This window comes from Williamsia sp. z71, assembly GCF_059553375.1.
In genome coordinates this window covers 454,450-472,137 of record NZ_JCANWX010000001.1, presented here as the reverse complement: position 1 = coordinate 472,137, position 17,688 = coordinate 454,450, and the positions used below count along the sequence as shown (strand labels likewise).

At 64.8% G+C, this 17,688-nt stretch carries 18 protein-coding genes; 8 read left to right on the top strand and 10 right to left on the bottom strand.

Annotation, left to right across the window (positions count from 1 at the left end; translation table 11 throughout):
- Positions 1-21: 21 nt before the first annotated feature.
- The 7 genes from AC51GR_RS02090 to AC51GR_RS02060 all read right to left on the bottom strand — a co-directional run bounded on the left by AC51GR_RS02090 (position 22) and on the right by AC51GR_RS02060 (position 6,485).
- Complete coding sequence (locus AC51GR_RS02090) at positions 22-1,620, bottom strand: AMP-binding protein (protein ID WP_496322973.1); 1,599 nt, start codon at positions 1,618-1,620, stop codon at positions 22-24.
- 76 nt (positions 1,621-1,696) lie between these two features.
- Entirely contained in the window at positions 1,697-2,302 is a 606-nt protein-coding gene (locus AC51GR_RS02085) for a type III secretion system chaperone family protein (RefSeq protein ID WP_496322972.1), read from the bottom strand.
- The gene (mshA, locus tag AC51GR_RS02080; RefSeq protein WP_496322971.1) at positions 2,299-3,675 is read right to left on the bottom strand and encodes a D-inositol-3-phosphate glycosyltransferase; all 1,377 of its coding nucleotides are present in this window, start codon (positions 3,673-3,675) and stop codon (positions 2,299-2,301) included. The genes AC51GR_RS02085 and mshA overlap by 4 nt, the downstream gene beginning before the upstream one ends.
- Positions 3,672-4,538: an alpha/beta fold hydrolase gene (locus AC51GR_RS02075; protein WP_496322970.1), complete on the bottom strand. Its 867-nt coding sequence runs from the start codon at positions 4,536-4,538 to the stop codon at positions 3,672-3,674. Before AC51GR_RS02075 ends, mshA begins: the two co-directional genes overlap by 4 nt.
- Before the next feature lie 79 nt (positions 4,539-4,617).
- A complete protein-coding gene (locus AC51GR_RS02070) occupies positions 4,618-5,016 on the bottom strand; it encodes an arsenate reductase ArsC (RefSeq protein ID WP_496322969.1) in 399 nt (132 codons plus the stop codon).
- Entirely contained in the window at positions 5,017-6,105 is a 1,089-nt protein-coding gene (arsB, locus tag AC51GR_RS02065; protein WP_496322968.1) for an ACR3 family arsenite efflux transporter, read from the bottom strand. It lies immediately after the preceding gene.
- A complete protein-coding gene (locus tag AC51GR_RS02060; protein WP_496322967.1) occupies positions 6,102-6,485 on the bottom strand; it encodes an ArsR/SmtB family transcription factor in 384 nt (127 codons plus the stop codon). The genes arsB and AC51GR_RS02060 overlap by 4 nt, the downstream gene beginning before the upstream one ends.
- A gap of 150 nt (positions 6,486-6,635) precedes the next feature.
- Here AC51GR_RS02060 and AC51GR_RS02055 point away from each other — a divergent pair, with 150 nt between their 5' ends.
- Together AC51GR_RS02055 and AC51GR_RS02050 are read left to right on the top strand one after the other, a co-directional pair.
- A complete protein-coding gene (locus tag AC51GR_RS02055) occupies positions 6,636-7,619 on the top strand; it encodes a pirin family protein (protein ID WP_496322966.1) in 984 nt (327 codons plus the stop codon).
- An 80-nt stretch (positions 7,620-7,699) separates the two neighbouring features.
- Positions 7,700-9,010, top strand: coding sequence for an aspartate aminotransferase family protein (locus tag AC51GR_RS02050; RefSeq protein ID WP_496322965.1), 1,311 nt, complete (start codon positions 7,700-7,702; stop codon positions 9,008-9,010).
- Between the two features lie 175 nt (positions 9,011-9,185).
- Here the strand turns inward: AC51GR_RS02050 and AC51GR_RS02045 are convergent, their stop codons facing one another.
- The 3 genes from AC51GR_RS02045 to AC51GR_RS02035 all read right to left on the bottom strand — a co-directional run bounded on the left by AC51GR_RS02045 (position 9,186) and on the right by AC51GR_RS02035 (position 11,662).
- Positions 9,186-10,397, bottom strand: a complete 1,212-nt coding sequence (locus AC51GR_RS02045) for an HNH endonuclease (RefSeq protein WP_496322964.1) — start codon at positions 10,395-10,397, stop codon at positions 9,186-9,188.
- A 342-nt stretch (positions 10,398-10,739) separates the two neighbouring features.
- Positions 10,740-11,258 carry a hypothetical protein gene (locus tag AC51GR_RS02040; protein WP_496322963.1) on the bottom strand — a complete coding sequence of 173 codons (519 nt, stop codon included), beginning with the start codon at positions 11,256-11,258 and terminating at the stop codon, positions 10,740-10,742.
- Between the two features lie 137 nt (positions 11,259-11,395).
- The gene (locus tag AC51GR_RS02035) at positions 11,396-11,662 is read right to left on the bottom strand and encodes a metal-sensitive transcriptional regulator (protein WP_496322962.1); all 267 of its coding nucleotides are present in this window, start codon (positions 11,660-11,662) and stop codon (positions 11,396-11,398) included.
- A gap of 163 nt (positions 11,663-11,825) precedes the next feature.
- On the opposite strand from AC51GR_RS02035, the gene AC51GR_RS02030 reads away from it, so the two are divergent.
- The 6 genes from AC51GR_RS02030 to AC51GR_RS02005 all read left to right on the top strand — a co-directional run bounded on the left by AC51GR_RS02030 (position 11,826) and on the right by AC51GR_RS02005 (position 17,683).
- Positions 11,826-13,979, top strand: coding sequence for an MMPL family transporter (locus AC51GR_RS02030; RefSeq protein WP_496322961.1), 2,154 nt, complete (start codon positions 11,826-11,828; stop codon positions 13,977-13,979).
- Positions 13,980-14,000: 21 nt separating this feature from the next.
- Positions 14,001-14,234: a YgaP family membrane protein gene (locus tag AC51GR_RS02025; protein WP_496322960.1), complete on the top strand. Its 234-nt coding sequence runs from the start codon at positions 14,001-14,003 to the stop codon at positions 14,232-14,234.
- 38 nt (positions 14,235-14,272) lie between these two features.
- Positions 14,273-14,683: a DUF302 domain-containing protein gene (locus AC51GR_RS02020; protein ID WP_496322959.1), complete on the top strand. Its 411-nt coding sequence runs from the start codon at positions 14,273-14,275 to the stop codon at positions 14,681-14,683.
- A gap of 65 nt (positions 14,684-14,748) precedes the next feature.
- Entirely contained in the window at positions 14,749-15,975 is a 1,227-nt protein-coding gene (locus tag AC51GR_RS02015; RefSeq protein ID WP_496322958.1) for a cytochrome P450, read from the top strand.
- Positions 15,972-16,586, top strand: coding sequence for a TetR/AcrR family transcriptional regulator (locus AC51GR_RS02010; RefSeq protein ID WP_496322957.1), 615 nt, complete (start codon positions 15,972-15,974; stop codon positions 16,584-16,586). The genes AC51GR_RS02015 and AC51GR_RS02010 overlap by 4 nt, the downstream gene beginning before the upstream one ends.
- A gap of 104 nt (positions 16,587-16,690) precedes the next feature.
- The gene (locus tag AC51GR_RS02005; RefSeq protein WP_496322956.1) at positions 16,691-17,683 is read left to right on the top strand and encodes a metal ABC transporter solute-binding protein, Zn/Mn family; all 993 of its coding nucleotides are present in this window, start codon (positions 16,691-16,693) and stop codon (positions 17,681-17,683) included.
- Positions 17,684-17,688 lie beyond the last annotated feature (5 nt).

The window sequence follows — 17,688 nt, the reverse complement described above, 5'->3', positions numbered from 1 at the left end:
GGTGGAGCGTTTCGTGACGGTCTACTTCCGCAGATCCTTGCGCAGGATCTTGCCGGCCGCACTCTTCGGGATCGACTCGATGAACTCGACGGCGCGCACCTTCTTGTGCGGGGCCACCTGCGATCCGACGAACTCCATGATCTGCTCGCCGGTGAGGTCGCTGCCCTCACGCTTGACGACGAACGCCTTGGGGATCTCCTCGCCGCTCTCGGGCTCGATGACACCGATGACCGCCACGTCGACGACGTCGGGGTGGGTCAGCAGCAGCGCTTCGAGTTCGGCGGGCGGTACCTGGTAGCCCTTGTACTTGATCAGCTCTTTGAGCCGGTCGACGATGTAGACGAAGCCATTGGAGTCGACGACGGCCATGTCACCGGTGTGCAGGAATCCGTCGGCGTCGATCGTATTCGCGGTTTCGGCCTCGTTGTTCAGATAGCCGACCATCACGTTGGGACCGGCCACCCACAATTCGCCCGGCTCACTGACACCCTCGGCGGGAATGTCGATGTCCTCGCCGGTCACGGGGTCGACGATCTTGTTGATCGTGTTGGGAACCGGCCAGCCGCATGAGCTGAGCGGCGCCTGCGGGCCGTCGGTCTCGCCGGCCGCGATGACATGGCTGACCGGGCTGAGCTCGCTCATGCCGTAACCCTGGATGACCTGTGTGCCAAGACGTTTGGCAACGGCCTGGCCGAGGTGCTCGTCGAGCGGCGCGGCACCGGACATGATGGTCTTGACCGACGAGAGGTCGTATTCGTCGACCATCGGATGCTTGGCCAGCGCAACGGCGACCGGCGGCGCGATGAAGATGTAGCTGCACTTGTAGTTCTGGATCGACGACAGGAACTGTTCGAGGTCGAACCGCGCCATCACAACGAGTTTCGCGCGATTGAGCAGTGCGGCGTTGAGCAACACCGTCATTCCGTAGATGTGGAAGAACGGCAGCACCGCGAGCACCGCGTCGCTGGCCTGCATCTTGAGCAGCGGCTGGATCTGCAGGACGTTGGCGACGAGGTTGCGATGGGTGAGCATCACACCCTTGGGGTTGCCGGTGGTGCCCGAGCTGTACGGCAGCACCGCGAGATGGGTGGCCGGGTCGAAGCTGACATCGGGCGCAGGCAGACCTGCGGACAGCAGGTCGATTGCGTTGGGGTTCGGGCTGTCCTTCTCGCCCGGGCCGTTGAGAACGATCACCGCACTGTCGGGCAGACCGACCTCGGCAGCGGCGGCCTTCGCCTGCTCTTCGAGCTGCGAGATGGTGATCAGCATCTTCGCGCCCGAGTCCTTGAGCTGCTTGACGATGTCCTTGGCTGTGAACAGCGCATTGACGGTCGTCGCCGTGGCACCCGAGCGCAGGATCCCGTGGAAGACAAAGGCAAACGCCGAGGTGTTGGCCGAGTGCAGGGCCACCACGTCACCGATGCCGATACCGCGGGCCGCCAGGGCTCCGGCGAATCCGTTGATTCGCGCGATCAACTCGCGGTAGGTGGTGCCTTCGGTGGCACCGGCGTCGATCGCAGCAACCCGATCGAGGTCTTCCTCGCTGATCGACCCGAACAACGTGTCATAGACCGAGGTATCCGAGATCTCGACAGGGGGATAGGGGCTCTTGAAACTCATGATCTGTGCGACCTCCGCAGTGTGTTACCCGGCGCAGTGTGTTACCTGGCGGTAGACAACCTACCAATGTTTCTTGTCAGCCTTCGACTGATCCGAATAGTTGCCGATCCGAAGGTTCTGCGACAATCGCCGGATCCCGGTGGTCGCCGGACCCACCCTCGGCCAGGTCTTCCTCCCGGATGAGGTGCTCGAAGGCCTGCAGATTCTTCAGCGACTCACCCCGCGACACCCGCCACGCCCATTCGCGGCGGATCGAGGTGATGAACCCGATTTCCAGCAGCACGTTGAAATCGCCGTCGGCGGCCTCGAGCGCCTGGCCGAGTAGCCGGTCCAGTTCGTCCGGGGTGATCGATTCTGCCGAATGCCTGCCAACCAGATAGATGTCGCCGGCGTTGTCCAGGGTGTACGCCATCCCGTACAGGCGGCGGTTGCGCTTGAGCATCCACCGATAGACGCCCTCGTGGTTCTCGTCGGGCTTCCGGCAGACGAACGCCTCCAAACGCAGGCCGTGCGACCCGGTCGTGAGGAGCACCGTGGTCTTGAGTTTCTTCTCCCCCGGCAGTTCGACCACAAAGTGGTCGGCCCCGCTGCCACCGGAATCCTTTCGGCCATAGGTGAACTCGCGGCCCTTGAGAAAGTCCTCAACGAGCAGGCTCAGGTCAGAGGTGACATCTGCGGTCATGCGCGCACTCCATTTCGTCGTCCGGCAAAGCGGCGGGCAATCCGGGAAAGCGGCCGGGCGTCGGTTTCTGCAACGCCCGCGGCGCCGCGTGGCGCCAACGGATACTGCCCACGGAATGTGCCGATGGCTCGGCTGTAGCTGTCGAGTAGCTGATCCGCGGTGTGGTCCCACGAGAATTTCTGTGCGTGGACGTGGGCGGCCGCACCCATCCGGGTCAGCAACTCCGGATCATCGAGCAGCCGTCCGAGTTCCGCGCTCCAGTGATCGACGTCGTGCCCGGAGACCAGAACGCCGGTGACACCGTTGTGCACCGCGACACCCAGACCACCGACGTCGGCGGCGATAACCGGCACGCCGACCGCCTGCGCCTCGATCGCGACAAGACCGAAGCTTTCCGAATAGCTCGGCACCGCAACCAGATCCGATGCCCGATACACGCCGGCAAGACGCTCGGGCGACTGCGGCGGGATGAACGTCACCGACGCTTCCACACCCAGCTCGCGGGCCAATTCGATGAGCAAGGTCGGCCGCTGCAGCCCCGAACCCGACGGCCCGCCTGCGATCAGGACCCGGAGTTTGCGACCGCCCGCCAGACCCCGGCGGATCAGCGGCGCAGCCGCGCGCACCAGGATGTCCGGCGCCTTGAGCGGTTGGATCCGGCCGACGAACGTCACGACGACCTCTTCGGGATCGAGCCCGAGGGACAGCCGGGCCTCGGTCCGCGATCCCGGGGTGTAGCAGTCGAGGTCCGCGCCGGGTGTCACCACGTCGATGCGCGAACGATCCGCGTGATGGATCGAAACGAGTTGCTGCGCTTCGGTTTCGGTGTTGACGATGAGACGATCCGCCTCGTCGACGACCTGCTGTTCGCCGACCTGCCGCAACGGCGGTTCCGGGGTGTCCCCATCGGCGAGGGAGGCGTTCTTCACCGCGGCGAGCGTGTGTGCGGTGTGCACCAGCGGTACCGCCCACCGGTCGCGCGCCAGCCAGCCCACCTGCCCGGACAACCAGTAGTGCGAGTGCACCAGGTCGTAGTATCCGGCCGGACGTCCGGCCTCGGCGCGCAGCACCCCGGCGGTGAAAGCGCACAGCTGGGTGGGCAGATCCCGCTTGTCGAGGCCTTCGAACGGTCCGGCCACCACGTTGCGGACGGTCACACCGGGTGCCGCCAACACCATCGGCTCATCCGCGGAAGATGTTGCCCGGGTGAAGATCTCGACCTCGACACCACGTTGCGCGAGACGTTTGGCGGTCTGCCAGACGTAGACGTTCATCCCACCGGCGTCACCGACACCGGGCTGGGCCAGCGGCGAGGTGTGCACGGAGATCAGCGCCACCCGATGCGGGACGGGTAAATCGTTGTGGGCGTTCACCGGAGCGCTCCCGCGGTGGCGGTCACGAACTCGCGCACCTGCGAGGCAAAGCGTGCCGGGTCTTCGACGAAGGGCGCGTGTTTCGCGCCGTCCCAATACCGGGTGTGCGCACCGGGCACCAGGGTTTCGACGTGCTGGGCGCAGGAGATGTCGACGACCGGGTCGGCGGTGCCGTGGATGAGGAGCACCTGGCCGTCGTAGCCGGCGATCACGTCGTCGTAGGAGGCGCTGCGCCCGAACAGTCCGGCCCGGACCGCCGCTGGGACGGTCAGCGATGTGCCGAGGAACTGTTGCGCGAGCGCACCCTGCTCCGCCGGGACGAGCCCGTCGACAAAGGCCAACAGCGCCGCGGTGGCGACGGGGGCGTCCTCGGAGAAGGCGGCGGGCAGTGCCGCCCGCATCGCAGGCCCGACCCGGCCACCGGCTTCACCGCGCCCCATCGAGGTGATCGCGCCGACCAGGATCAGCCCGGCCGGATCAGTCGCAGCGGAATCCTGCTCGGCGCGGTAGTTCAGGTAGTCACCGATCACCAGCCCGCCGTACGACCAGCCGAGCAGGAAGACCTGCTGATCGCCGGTCACCTCGGCATCGAGAACGGCGGCGATGTCGCCGCCGAAGTCTTCGGCGGTCAGGTGGTCGTCTGTGGGCACCGCGGAATCCCCGTGGCCACGCAGGTCGATCGCGATGACCCGGTAGTCCGCGGACAGGTCGTCGACCAGCGCGTCCCCCCACGATCGAGATGACTGCGCCCACCCGTGGATCAGCACCACCACCGGGGCATTGTCGTTGCCCGACGAGCCGGCCGTGCGGTAGCTGATCTGCGTGCCGTCGCCCGCCCGGACCTGACCCGTGGAAGTACCCATGGGTCCACACTAATCGTGTGGGCAGGACAGGGTTCCGCCCGCCGACGCGCTCCGGAGTTTGTCCGACTGTGGAGGCGAGTTACGAGGTGAGTTCGGCGACGAGGGCCTCCACCTTCGCCCGGATCTCGTCGCGGATGGGGCGAACGGCGTCGAGGCCCTGCCCGGCCGGATCGTCGAGGACCCAGTCGCGGTAGCTCGTGCCGGGGAAGATCGGGCAGGTATCGCCGCAGCCCATGGTGATCACCACGTCGGACGCCTCCGCGGCATCGGCGGTGAGGATCTTCGGCTGCTGCGCGGAGATGTCGATACCCACCTCGGCCATCGCCGCGACCGCGGCCGGGTTGATCCGGTCGGCAGGGGCGCTACCCGCGGAGCGGACCTCGATCCGGTCACCGGTGAGCGCCGTGAGGAATCCGGCGGCCATCTGGGATCGGCCGGCGTTGTGGACGCAGACGAACAGCACACTCGACATCGACATTCAGCGGCCTTTCTGTGGGGCAGAGATCGTGGGTCTGAAGCGCTTTCGCAGGACGAGCGAGACGTACACGAGGCCGACGAGCACCGGCACCTCGATCAGCGGCCCGACCACGCCCGCGAGGGCCTGCCCGGAGGCGGCGCCGTAGGTGGCGATCGCGACGGCGATGGCGAGCTCGAAGTTGTTGCCCGCCGCGGTGAACGCGAGCGTGGTGGTCCGCTCGTAGCCCAGTCCGATGGCCGCCCCGAGGAGGAAGCCGCCGCCCCACATGATCGCGAAGTAGACCAGAAGCGGGATCGCGATCCGGACGACGTCGACCGGCTTCGAGGTGATCTGTTCACCCTGCAGCGCGAAGAGGATCACGATCGTGAACAGCAATCCGTACAGCGCCCATGGCCCGATGCGGGGCAGGAACCTCGACTCGTACCAGTCGCGGCCCTTGGCCTTCTCGCCGTAGCGGCGGGTGAGGAACCCCGCCAACAGTGGGATGCCGAGGAAGATCAGCACCGATTTGGCGATCTGCCACGGTGAGGTGTCGAGGTTGGTCTGCTCCAAACCCAGCCAACCGGGCAGCACCGACAGATAGAACCAGCCGAGCACGGCGAACATGACGACCTGGAACGCCGAGTTGATCGCGACCAGAACCGCGGCGGCCTCCCGGTCGCCGCAGGCCAAGTCGTTCCAGATGATGACCATCGCGATGCAGCGGGCCAGGCCGACGATGATCAGTCCGGTTCGATATTCGGGCAGGTCGGACAGGAAGATCCAGGCCAGCGCGAACATCAGGGCCGGACCGAGGATCCAGTTCAGCGCCAGCGAACCGAGAAGGAGTTTGCGGTCGCCGGTGACGGAGTCGAGGCGGTCATAGCGAACCTTCGCCAGGACCGGATACATCATGATCAGCAGACCGAGGGCGATCGGCAGGGAGATGCCGTCGATCTCCACCGCGCCGAGCACGTCGTCCAGGCCGGGAATCATCCGGCCGAGCAGCAGTCCGGCAACCATCGCGACGCCGATCCACACCGGCAGGTAGCGGTCGAGCGTGGAGAGCTTGCCGACAACGGCGGGCGAGGCGGTTCGGGTCTCGCTCATGCTGTGACCTCCGCGCACACCGATGACGGCAATGCGGGCTCGACGTCGGCGAGCAGGACCGAGGACAACTGCGACAGCGCGGAGGAGATCACCCGGTAGTAGACCCACGTCCCGCGCCGCTCGCAGTCGAGCAGCCCGGCCTCGCGGAGCACCTTCAGGTGATGCGAGATGGTCGGCTGTGACAGCTCGAACGACCCGGAGATGTCACAGACGCAGGCCTCTCCCCCGGCGTGGGAGGCGATCAGCGACAACAGTCGCAACCGGACAGGATCGCCGAGTGCCTTGAACATCCGGGCGAGGTCGGTGGCCCAGTCCGCGGTGAGCGGTTCGCGCACCAGCGGGGAACAACAGGCATCATCGGGCGAACCTTGATTCGACATGCGTCAATATTGACAGATATCGAATCAGCATGAAAGCGGCCTGGAGGTGTACGCGATACCTGGACACCCGCAAATCTCATCCAGGGAATGATCCGGACCGCAGTCCGGTTATATCGTACGTATCGTCCACCTGCTTCGAAGGAGCCAGCCATGCCAGCCGTGACCGCAGACACCTTGAACCTGCCCCGCATCGCCGGCCCCACCGCGGTCGACACCGAACGTCCCGTTCGGTCGGTGACCACCGGCCCCCGCGGATACGAGGGCGAAGGGTTCCCCGTCGTCCGGGCGTTTGCCGGCGCCTCGAAGACCGACCTCGACCCGTTTGTGCACATGGACCAGATGGGCGAGGTCGAGTACCAGCCCGGCGAACCGCGCGGCACGAACTGGCATCCCCACCGCGGCTTCGAGACCGTGACCTACATGATCGACGGGCGTTTCCAGCACCAGGACTCGCACGGCGGCGGCGGTTTGATCTCGGACGGCGCCACCCAGTGGATGACCGCCGGCTCGGGCATCCTGCACATCGAGACCCCACCGGCCGAGCTGGTGGAAAGCGGTGGTCTGTTCCACGGCGTCCAGCTGTGGGTGAATCTGCCCGCAGCCGAGAAGATGTCCGATCCGGGGTACCAGTCGATCGAGGGCAAGCAGGCAACGCTGCTCAGCTCGGCAGATGGTGGTGCCCTGGTGCGCATCATCGCCGGCGACATCGACGGCCATCGCGGTCCGGGCTCGACCCGCACGCCGATCACGTTGGCGCACGCCACCATCGAGCCGGGCGCCGAGCTCGATCTACCGTGGAACCGAGACTTCAACGCCCTGGTGTACGTATTGTCCGGGCGTGGGACCGTGGGCCCGGTCGACAACCCGATCCAGCAGGGCCAACTGGCCGTCCTCGGACCCGGCGACCGGATCTCCATCTCGGCAGCAGCACATCAGGATTCGAACCGGCCCGCGCTCGAGGTGTTGCTGCTCGGCGGGCGTCCGATCCGTGAACCGGTGTTCCAGTACGGGCCGTTCGTGATGAACACCAAGGCGCAGCTGATCGAGGCGATGGACGATTTCAACGCGGGCAAGTTCGGTCAGATCCCGCCCGGCGCGCTGATGCCGCACACCTCGGTCGGCCAACAGAACTGACGTACCGATGAGATCGTGGAACCCGAAACCTCGGGTTCCACGATTTCGTGCTGCACCCGGCCACCAGGAAGGACGTCACCGTGAACGACTCGGAATTCTGGCCGGCGGTCGACAAACACCTCATCCGTTACGGAGGGGCGTTCACACCGCGGATCATCGAGCGCGCACATGGCAGTTACGTGTACGACAGCGACGGCAACGCCATCCTCGATTTCACGTCCGGCCAGATGAGTTCCGTCCTGGGACACTGCCATCCAGAGGTCGCCGCAACGGTGGCCACTGCGATGAACGGCCTCGATCACCTCTTCAGCGGCATGCTCAGCCGCCCGGTTGTGGAGTTCGCCGGCGCTCTGTCGGACACGCTGCCGACCGGCCTGGACAAGGTGATGCTGTTGTCGACCGGTGCCGAATCGAACGAGGCGGCACTGAAGATCGCCAAGCTCCACACCGGCAAGTACGAGATCGTCTCGTTCGACCGATCGTGGCACGGGATGACCTCCGGCGCCGCCGCTGCCACCTACTCGGCCGGCCGCAAGGGCTACGGACCGCCGGTACCCGGAAACTTCACTCTGCCGACACCTAACGCGTACCGCTCGGTTTTCCGCACACCGCGCGGTGACCATGACTGGCAGGCCGAGCTCGACTACGGCTTCTCCCTCATCGATCAGCAGTCCACCGGCAGCCTTGCCGCCTGCATCGTCGAACCCATCGTCTCGTCCGGCGGACTCATCGATCTGCCGGTCGGCTACCTGACCGCACTCAAGGCCAAATGTGGTGAGCGGGGCATGCTTCTGATCGCCGACGAGGCGCAGACCGGACTCGGCCGCACCGGCATGATGTACGCCTTCGAACGCGACGGGGCGGTGCCCGACATCCTGACGCTGTCGAAGACACTCGGCGCCGGACTTCCGGTGGCAGCGGTGATCACCTCCGACGAGATCGAATCCTGTTGCCACGAGCGCGGTTTTCTCTTCTTCACCACCCACGTGTCCGATCCCCTGGCGGCAGCCGTGGCCGGGACCGTCCTGAACATCGTGCTGCGCGACGACCTCGTCTCGCGTGCCGAAACCGCAGGCAGGCGCCTACGTGGCCACCTCTTGGAACTGCAGTCGCGACACGACGTGATCGGCGACGTCCGCGGGCGAGGGCTGTTCTGGGGCATCGAACTCGTCGCCGACCGAACCACCAAGGCGCCCGCCGAGCAACTGGGTCAGGCCGTCACCGACGCCTGCCTCGCCCACGGGCTGCACATGAACATCGTCCAGCTCCCCGGAATGGGTGGCATCTTCCGGCTGGCGCCACCACTGACCATCAGCGACAGCGACCTCGATCGCGGAATCGACATCCTCGACACCGCCCTGACGGAGACCACCCATTCCCGGCCGCAGTGACCAAGTGGCCGGAAACGGTTCGAGCAAAACCAGGCGCCCCGTGGTGCTGCCGCCTGTTCCACCAATCAACTGGAACGGGCGACAGCACCACACGTTTCACACTATGGAGTTGTCAATTTGCATGCGCGGTCCCGACGAGAGCTCGGGTGCGCCAAGGGAAGACAGTGATCTCAGATCAGGCTGCGAGAGTGAGAGTTCGCCGATTGTAGGCCGGTAAAGGTTTTCGCTGCGGATCTATACCCGCGGGCGGGATCATCCACGGATGGCCGTCCGATCCCATGATCACGTCCCAGTCGGTGTTGTGCACCGCCATATGACAGGTGCGGCACAACAAACACCCGTTCTCCAACGTGGTGGCACCACCGTCGACGAAGTGCACGATGTGATGGCAGTCCGACCAGCCGGCCTGGGCACCACACTTGATGCAGCAGGTGTCACGGATGATGATCGCTTTGCGCACCAATCCCTTGAACAGTCGCTTTGGCGGACTCAAATCGACCGGGACTTCCTGCCCATCGAGGGTGACCGACGTGATCGACGAATCACACGCCAACATCGCGGCAGTCGCCTCGGTAATCGGACCCATCCACGCCAGCGACGCAGCCTCGGGATGATCAGCAGGAACAGTCACGTTCACCTCGGTCCGCGGCGCCGACACCAAGGTCTGTCCGCCCCCACCGCAATCCAACAACTGATGCAACGCGTCAGCGCGACGCTGGGTCGGAGATCGCGGATCATCGGAACCATCCGGTTCAGGACGAGCTCTGGTCCAGAAGTCCAACGCGGAGAACAACTTTTCTCCGATCACCGCATCCACATCGAACGTCCCGACACAACGGCCCTCACGGACTTTGTATTCGAGACTGTTCAACGACCGGTCCTCGGCCGGCGGCGGCCCACCGGTGTCCTCGGCAATCTCGTTGCCCAATGCTCGGGCTGCGGCGCTGATCTCCGCCGGCGGCGCTCCGGAGATGGCGTGGTTCAACAGCTTCCGCTCGAACTCAACATTTTGTTCGGCGGTGACCGGATCCTCAGACCGGCCAACGACATGTGCCACCCCCTTGACCACCGCATCGACATGCTCGGAGGACAAGAAGCCATCCCGTGAATACCCGGCCGTACGATCCAGACCCGCGAGGCCCGACCCGATCCTTAACCACCGATACGCCGATGCCGGCGCTGCACCGTTGGCCTGCAACAACTTTGCCGTTGTCGACCCGGCCGTACGGGCAATACCGGACTCATCGATCACCGCCGCACACACCGCCAGCTGATGCTCAGTGGCGTTGCGCAGCGTGATCAGATCCTTCACCACACCCAGCGCTGCGTTGGCGTCGTCGGGTATCGGCAAGTCGACGAGATCGTCGACCATCTCGATAAGTCGCATGGCACAGCACCTTCCAAGGAGAGAACACAAAACTGGGGGTGTCGACCGGAGTGTCTCTGCGGGGAAGGCGTCAGATACGTGATGCGTGTGGCCGATTGACTCCACCATACCGATTCGAACGCATGTTCGCAAGCAATTTGTCAAATTGGTTTGATCTGCGGCTTGGCGTGGGTCAATTGCAACGTGCCCAAACTCTTCGCACGGAGCCCGGAACAGTTCTGCCCAAGTATTGGGGGATCTCGGGTCGAAAGTTCTCTGCGCCAATAACTCTCAGTCCACTGGCAGATTGGGGACATTCGACTTCTGCAGCAATCCTTCCCGGTCGCGCTGAGCGTTGCGGAGTCAGTGACCCATCAACACGACGAAGAGTCGACTCCGGTTGCCATCGTTTGCCAACACAAGCGTTTCACTGTCCGGCGGCAGCCCGGCGTAGTCGTCGAGATCGAGGGCTGTGTTGATGCTGTACAGAACTTGGGTGGCATCTGAGCATGCGAATCCCACGTCCTGAAGGCGACCCCCACCTTCGAAAGATGCTTCGCCACAGTCCATGCTGCGAAAGGCAGGGAAGTCTGGATTGGCGTCTGCCAGGGCTTCGACATTGGCCAAGTCACCGTTGGCCCCGTCATATCGGCCGAAATAGGTATTCTTCCCGCTGAAGCCGACCCGATCCTCGATCATTTGTCCGAACCGGTACTCCTCGGGAATCGTGACTCCGGTTTCGTTGAGCGCGTCTTGAGCGTCACTCTCGCCGATCTCGTATTCGCCGACTTCAACCTCCCCGCAGCCGGACATTGCGCTGACCGCTACCGCTGTTACCACCAGCACGCCGGCGACCCTGGTCGCACCCCACCCCATGTTCATCCACACATGGTGCCACTGCTCGATCCAATTGCTAACAACCGAATCGCCTGAAGGGGTAGAGAATCTCACACGGTCAAACCGGGCCGCTTGGGCCGCTCGGGTGATCGGCTCACCGTCCGAGTCGGTGCCGGCGATCCCTACGCCAGGGTGAGAAAGAGTTTTTCGAGCTCAGCCTCGGTCAGTGGCGCCTGGGTGCCATCTTCGGCGTTGATGCACTGTCGCATCCCCGATGCGACGATCTTGAAGCCGGCACGATCGAGGGCGCGGGAGACCGCTGCGAGCTGGGTGACCACATCTTTGCAGTCACGGCCGGCCTCGATCATGGTGATCACCCCGGCCAGTTGACCCTGCGCCCTGCGCAGACGGTTCAACACTGCCGCCATCGTCTCTTCGTCACCGATCACGTTTCACGTCCTTCTTCTGTTGCCCCTATCACACGATACCCCAGGGGGTACCGGTCGAGCAGGGTGCGCGGTTGACCAACCATACCCCCTTGGGTATGTTCGAGCGCAGTCCCAAGATACCCATGGGGGTATCTGCTTCCCGGGCCGAAGGAGTTTTCGCAGGATGACCGGCACCACACCCACCGACAACAAATCTGACTCACCACCGACCCGGCCCGCCGGCGTACTCGGGCGCTGGGGCGCGGCGATGGCGGGCCGATCCCGCCTGGTCTTCGGCGTCTGGCTGGTGGTGCTGATCGGACTGGGTGCAGCGGCGCCAACGGTGTTCTCTTCCCTGGCCGGCGCCGGATGGCAGGCGAACGGTTCGGAGTCGGTGCAGGTACGCGAACTGGCGCAGCAGCATTTCGGCGGGAATTCCTCGGCCGCGGTCCAGGTCGTCATCCACTCCGACCGCGAGACCATCGACAGTCCGACCATGCAGAACACGATCTCCGAGGCCACCGCGGTCTTCCACGGCGACTCGCGGTTCGGAGAGATCATCCCGCCCGCGCCGGGCATGACCATCAGCCCGGATCAGCACACCGGCATCCTGCTCGCCGGCGCGAACGCGAACACGGACGACATGGTCCGGGCGGTCGATGACGTCAAGGAAGAACTGACGAGTTTGTCGGGTGACGGTATCGAGGTCTACCCCACCGGCGCGTCGGCATTGTGGAGCGATTTCAACAAGGCCAACCACGACGCGATGATCAAGGCCGAATTGTTCTCCTGGCCGGTGACCCTGGCCATCATGGTCCTCGCGTTCGGGTCGCTCGTGGCGGCCGGATTGCCCTTGCTGTTGACCATTGCCGGCCTGGTCGCGTCGGCCGGAGGTCTGGTCCTTCTCAACCAGATCACGCCGATCTCGGTGTGGGCCATGAACTTTGCGATGATGTTCGCACTAGCGCTGGGTATCGACTACGCACTGTTCATCGTGTCCCGGTTCCGCGACGCGCTCAAACATCATTCGACGAAGGCGCAGGCTGTTGCCGAAACGATGGACACCGCGGGCAAAGCCGTTGTCCTGTCCGGCATCACCGTCCTGGTGAGTCTGTCCGCGGTCTTGCTGGTACCCGCGCCTGCGGTCCGGACGATGGCCATCGGGATCATGCTCGCCGTGACGTTTGTCCTCGCGGCGACCCTGACCCTGCTGCCCGCCACGCTGGGCGCACTCGGCCTCAAGGTCAATGCCGCGTCACTGCCGTATGCCAAACGCCAGCAACACCGTTCACCGTTGTTCGCTCGCTGGGGCAAGACCCTGCATGATCATCCCTGGCCTTTTGCACTGGGCTCGCTGGCGATACTCATCGCGCTGGCGATACCGGTGATCGGACTCAAGGTCGCGATGCCATCGATCGCGGTGGTGCCCGAGGATGCGCCGGTGCGACAGGGCTACGAGCTGGTTCAGCAGCAGATGGGTGAGGGCGCACCCGGCATGCTGCAGATCATCGCGCCGGCGGCCGCGGCAGAGGAGGTGACGACGGCTGCGACCGAGACCGCGGGAATCGACATGGTCACTCCCCCGCAACCGGCATCGGACGGCGCCGACCGCGTGATGCTGCAGGCACTGCCCTCAGTGGACCCCTCAGACGCACAGATGTCGACAATCGTGTCCGACCTACGCGACGCACTGCCCGCAGATGCCCTCGTCGGTGGCGCGCCGGCAGAGAATCTCGATCTGCAACAGGCCCTGAACGACTACTTCCCCCTGATCGTCGGCGTCATCCTGGTCCTGGGGTTCGTGCTCCTGCTGGTTGCGTTGCAGGCACCGCTGATCGCCGTGATCGGCACCCTGGTCAGTCTCCTGTCCACCGCAGCCGCATTCGGTGTCGCGAAGCTGATCTTCCAGGACGGACACCTCTCCGACCTGCTCGGCTTCACACCGCAGGGGTTCCTCGACGGCTGGGGACCGGTGTTCTTCTTCGCGATGATCTTCGCCATCGCCATGGACTACACCGTCTTCCTGCTCGCCACCGCCAAGGAGCACTTCGAGCGCACCGGTGACCCCGACACCGCTCAGATCGACGGGATGGCGCACTCCGGCCGCATCATTCTGGCCGCGGCGGCGGTCATGGTCGCAGTGTTCTTCACATTCGCGTTCGCAGAACCTTTGCCACCCAAAGAAATGGGGATCATCCTGGGTGTGGCGGTACTTCTCGACGCAGTCCTGATCCGGCTGATGCTGCTGCCGGCCCTGCTCCGATTGACCGGACGCGCGGCCTGGTGGTCACCGGCCTGGCTTCGGCGGGTCCTGCCCTCGATTTCGTTCTCCCACTGAACGAAACGAAAGGAATCAACGATGAACATCCAGACGTCACCCAGCCGGCCATGGACCATCGAACGAGTGGTCCCGCTGCTTGCCGGGACCGTGGTCCTGGTGAGCCTGGTTCTGGCAACCGCCCTCTCGACGTGGTGGCTGCTCCTGACCGCATTCGTAGCGGTGAATCTGTTGCTCTACAGCATCGTGGGCTGGTGCCCGGCGAGCCTGATCATGCACCGCCTGGGACTCCCCCGACAGTGCGAACTGCGTTGAGCAACCTCCCCCCCATCCATCCTGATAGGAGAATCACTGTGTCACTTGCCATCTCAACCGTTCTGAAGGTTCCGTTCGAAGAAGCCGTCACCAAGACCCGTCAAGCCCTGGCCGAACAGGGCTTCGGCATCCTCACCGAGATCAACGTCAAAGCGACCATGAAGACCAAACTCGACGAGGACATGGAGGACTACCTGATCCTGGGCTCGTGCAATCCGACGCTGGCCCACCGGGCCCTCGGAGTCGACCGTCAGATCGGATTGCTGTTGCCGTGCAACGTCGTCGTGCGCGCACACCCCGGCGACCCGTCGTCCACGATCATCGAGGCGATGAACCCGAACCTGATGGTCGAGGTGTCCGGCGACGCCGACCTCGAGCCGGTCGCCCGGGAAGCGACGGTGAAACTCCAGACGGCCATCACCACACTGAACGGACAGCCGACAACGTGAGTCCGAAATAGCCAACATGTCGATTGATGGTTGACACAAGGCGCAGGATGTCTCACGCTTGAGACATGTCCACCAAAGTGTCGCACGCGGCGACGTTCGTGCCGCGCTCCGGCGACACCTGGCGCGACCCCTGGTCGATGTATGCCGACCTCCGCGACCACGACCCCGTCCATCGCGTTCGATCAGCCGATCCCGGCCGCGATTTCTGGGTGCTGACCCGCCACGCGGACGTCTGGCAGGCCGCCGACGACTGGCGGACGTTCACCTCCACCGGCGGTCTGACGACGACCTACGGCGAGCTGGATAGCATCGGGCTGACCGACAATCCACCGATGGTGATGCAGGATCCGCCGATCCACACCGATTTCCGCAAGCTGGTGTCCCGCGGGTTCACACCCAAACAGGTGCACGAGATCGAACCGGCGGTGCGGGAATTCGTCCGGTCCAGGATCGATGCGCTGGCCGAATCCGGCGGCGGCGACATCGTCGCCGATCTCTACAAACCGTTGCCGTCCATGGTTGTTGCGCACTACCTCGGAGTTCCCGAATCGGACCGGAAGGCATTCGACGGATGGACCGAGGCGATCGTCGGCGTCGACACGTCCGACCTGAGCAAGGCCGGCGAGACCGCCACCGCCGCAGTACTGGAGATGATGGCCTATTTCGGCACGCTCATCTCATACCGGCGCACACACCCCGGAGATGACACCATCTCCCACCTGGTGGATGCAGGCGTAGGCGGGGACGACAGCACTGAGGGGTTGCTGTCGATCCTCGCCTTCACCTTCACCATGGTTGCCGGCGGCAACGACACCACCACCGGAGTTCTCGGTGGCGCAACGGAATTGCTCGCCGAGCATCCGGATCAGCGGGCGGCACTGGTCGAGAACCCGGACCTCGTCGACGATGCGGTCGACGAGTTCCTGCGTCTGACCTCACCGGTGCAGGGCCTGGCCCGCACCACCACCACCGACGCCGTGTTCGGTGACCACACCATCCCGGCGGGTCGCAAGGTTCTGCTCTGTTACGGCTCTGCCAACCGGGATCCACGAGCATTCGGCGACGACGCGGACCGTCTCGACATCGCGCGTCGTCCACGCCAAATCCTGACGTTCAGCCGTGGCGCCCATTACTGTCTCGGGGCTGCCGCGGCGCGGATGCAGAGCCGGGTGGCACTGACCGAACTGCTCGCCCGTTGTCCCGAGTTCACCGTCGATCCCGGATCGATTTCCTACGCCACCGGCAACTACGTGCGCCGGCCGACCACCATGCACCTGACCGTCGGCCCATGAGCCGCAAGTCTCCCGAAACCACTCGACATCCCGAGACGACCCCGAGTCCGGATTGGCTCGGTCCCAGCCGCACCGAGGCCGCCGCGGCCCGCATCCTCGATGTCGCGAGTGATCTGTTCGTCACCCGCGGGATCGCCGCGGTGAACATGAACCAGATCGCAGCCGCCGCCGGCTGCTCCAGGGCCACCCTCTACCGCTACTTCGCGTCCCGTTCCGACCTGCTCCTGGCCTATGTCGAACGCGGGGCCCGCGCGATCTCGGCAGCGGTGGCCGCACGCATCGCCGACCTGGACGACGTCGGCGAACGCATCACCGAAGCCATCCTGACCTCGGTGGAAGCGGTCCGCGCCGACCCGGTCATGTACAGCTGGTTCAGTCCGGAGGCCGCCGGACTGGCCGGCGCGATGGGCGCCGAATCCGAACTCGTCAATCAGACCGCCGTCGAAATGCTGGCCGGGGAGACATCCTCATCCGAGGCCGAGGTCGCCCTGCAGGCCCGGTTCATCGTCCGAATCGTGATCTCCCTGCTGACCACGCCAGGTGCCGACGCCGACGAGGAACGCGAGATCGTCGAACGGTTCGTCACGCCAGCGATCGTCAATCGATACTGATTTTCACAAGTTGTCGGTAACGGTTATCATTAACATCTGTTAGATGGTCCCCGCGCACATCAGCCCTGCGCGGAACACCGTCCATTGATGCGAAAGGTCCCGTGATGGCAACTTGGTCCCGACTCCTAGGGGTCACCACCGCCCTGACCCTCGCCGTCGGCGTGGCCGCCGGATGTTCCTCGGACGACGGTGGAACCACCGCGGACGGCAAGGTCTCCGTGGTGGCATCGACCAACGTCTGGGGTTCGGTGGCGCAGGCCGTCGGCGGTGAGCACGCCGAGGTCACCTCGCTCTACACCTCACCCGACGGCGATCCGCACGAGTTCGAGGCGAGCGCCAAGGACACCGCCAAGGTTGCCGACGCCGGTGTCGTGGTCCTCAACGGCGGTCACTACGACGCCTACATGGAGGCCGCGGCCAAGAACTCGAAAGCGATCGTGGTCAACGCCTTCGACATCATGGAAGGCGATGAACACGCAAGCGACGATCACTCCGCGGATGACCACGGCGGCGACCACGCCGAAGATGATCACAGCCACGCTCCCGGCGCGGTGAACGAACATGTCTTCTACAACCTGACCGTCGTCGGACAGGTCGCCGACAGCATTGCAAATGCGTTGTCCGAGAAGGACAGTGCCAATACCCAGTACTTCCGCGACAACGCCGCGGCATTCAACGACCAGATCGACGGGCTGCGCGGCGAACTGGCCGCGATCAAGGCCGCGGACCCCGGTGCGAAAGTGGTCCAGACCGAACCACTGGCCGGGTACCTGCTGGCCGAGGCCGGACTCGACGACATCACCCCCGCCGGATTGCAGGATGCGGTCGAGGCCGGGCAGTCCCCGTCGGCCCGCGACGTCGCCGCGACCCAGGAATTGATCGCCGACCGCCAGGCACGTGTCCTGATCTACAACACCCAGGCCGTGGATGACGGAACAAAAGCCTTGCTGGCCATAGCCGAGAAGGCAGGTGTTCCCGTCGTCGACATCACCGAGACCTTCCCGACCGGCACGACGGATTACGTCGAATGGCAGCGGGCTAATGTTGAGGCACTGTCGTCGGCCCTGGCGGCCGGCGCAACCAGCACTTCTCGATGAGGCAA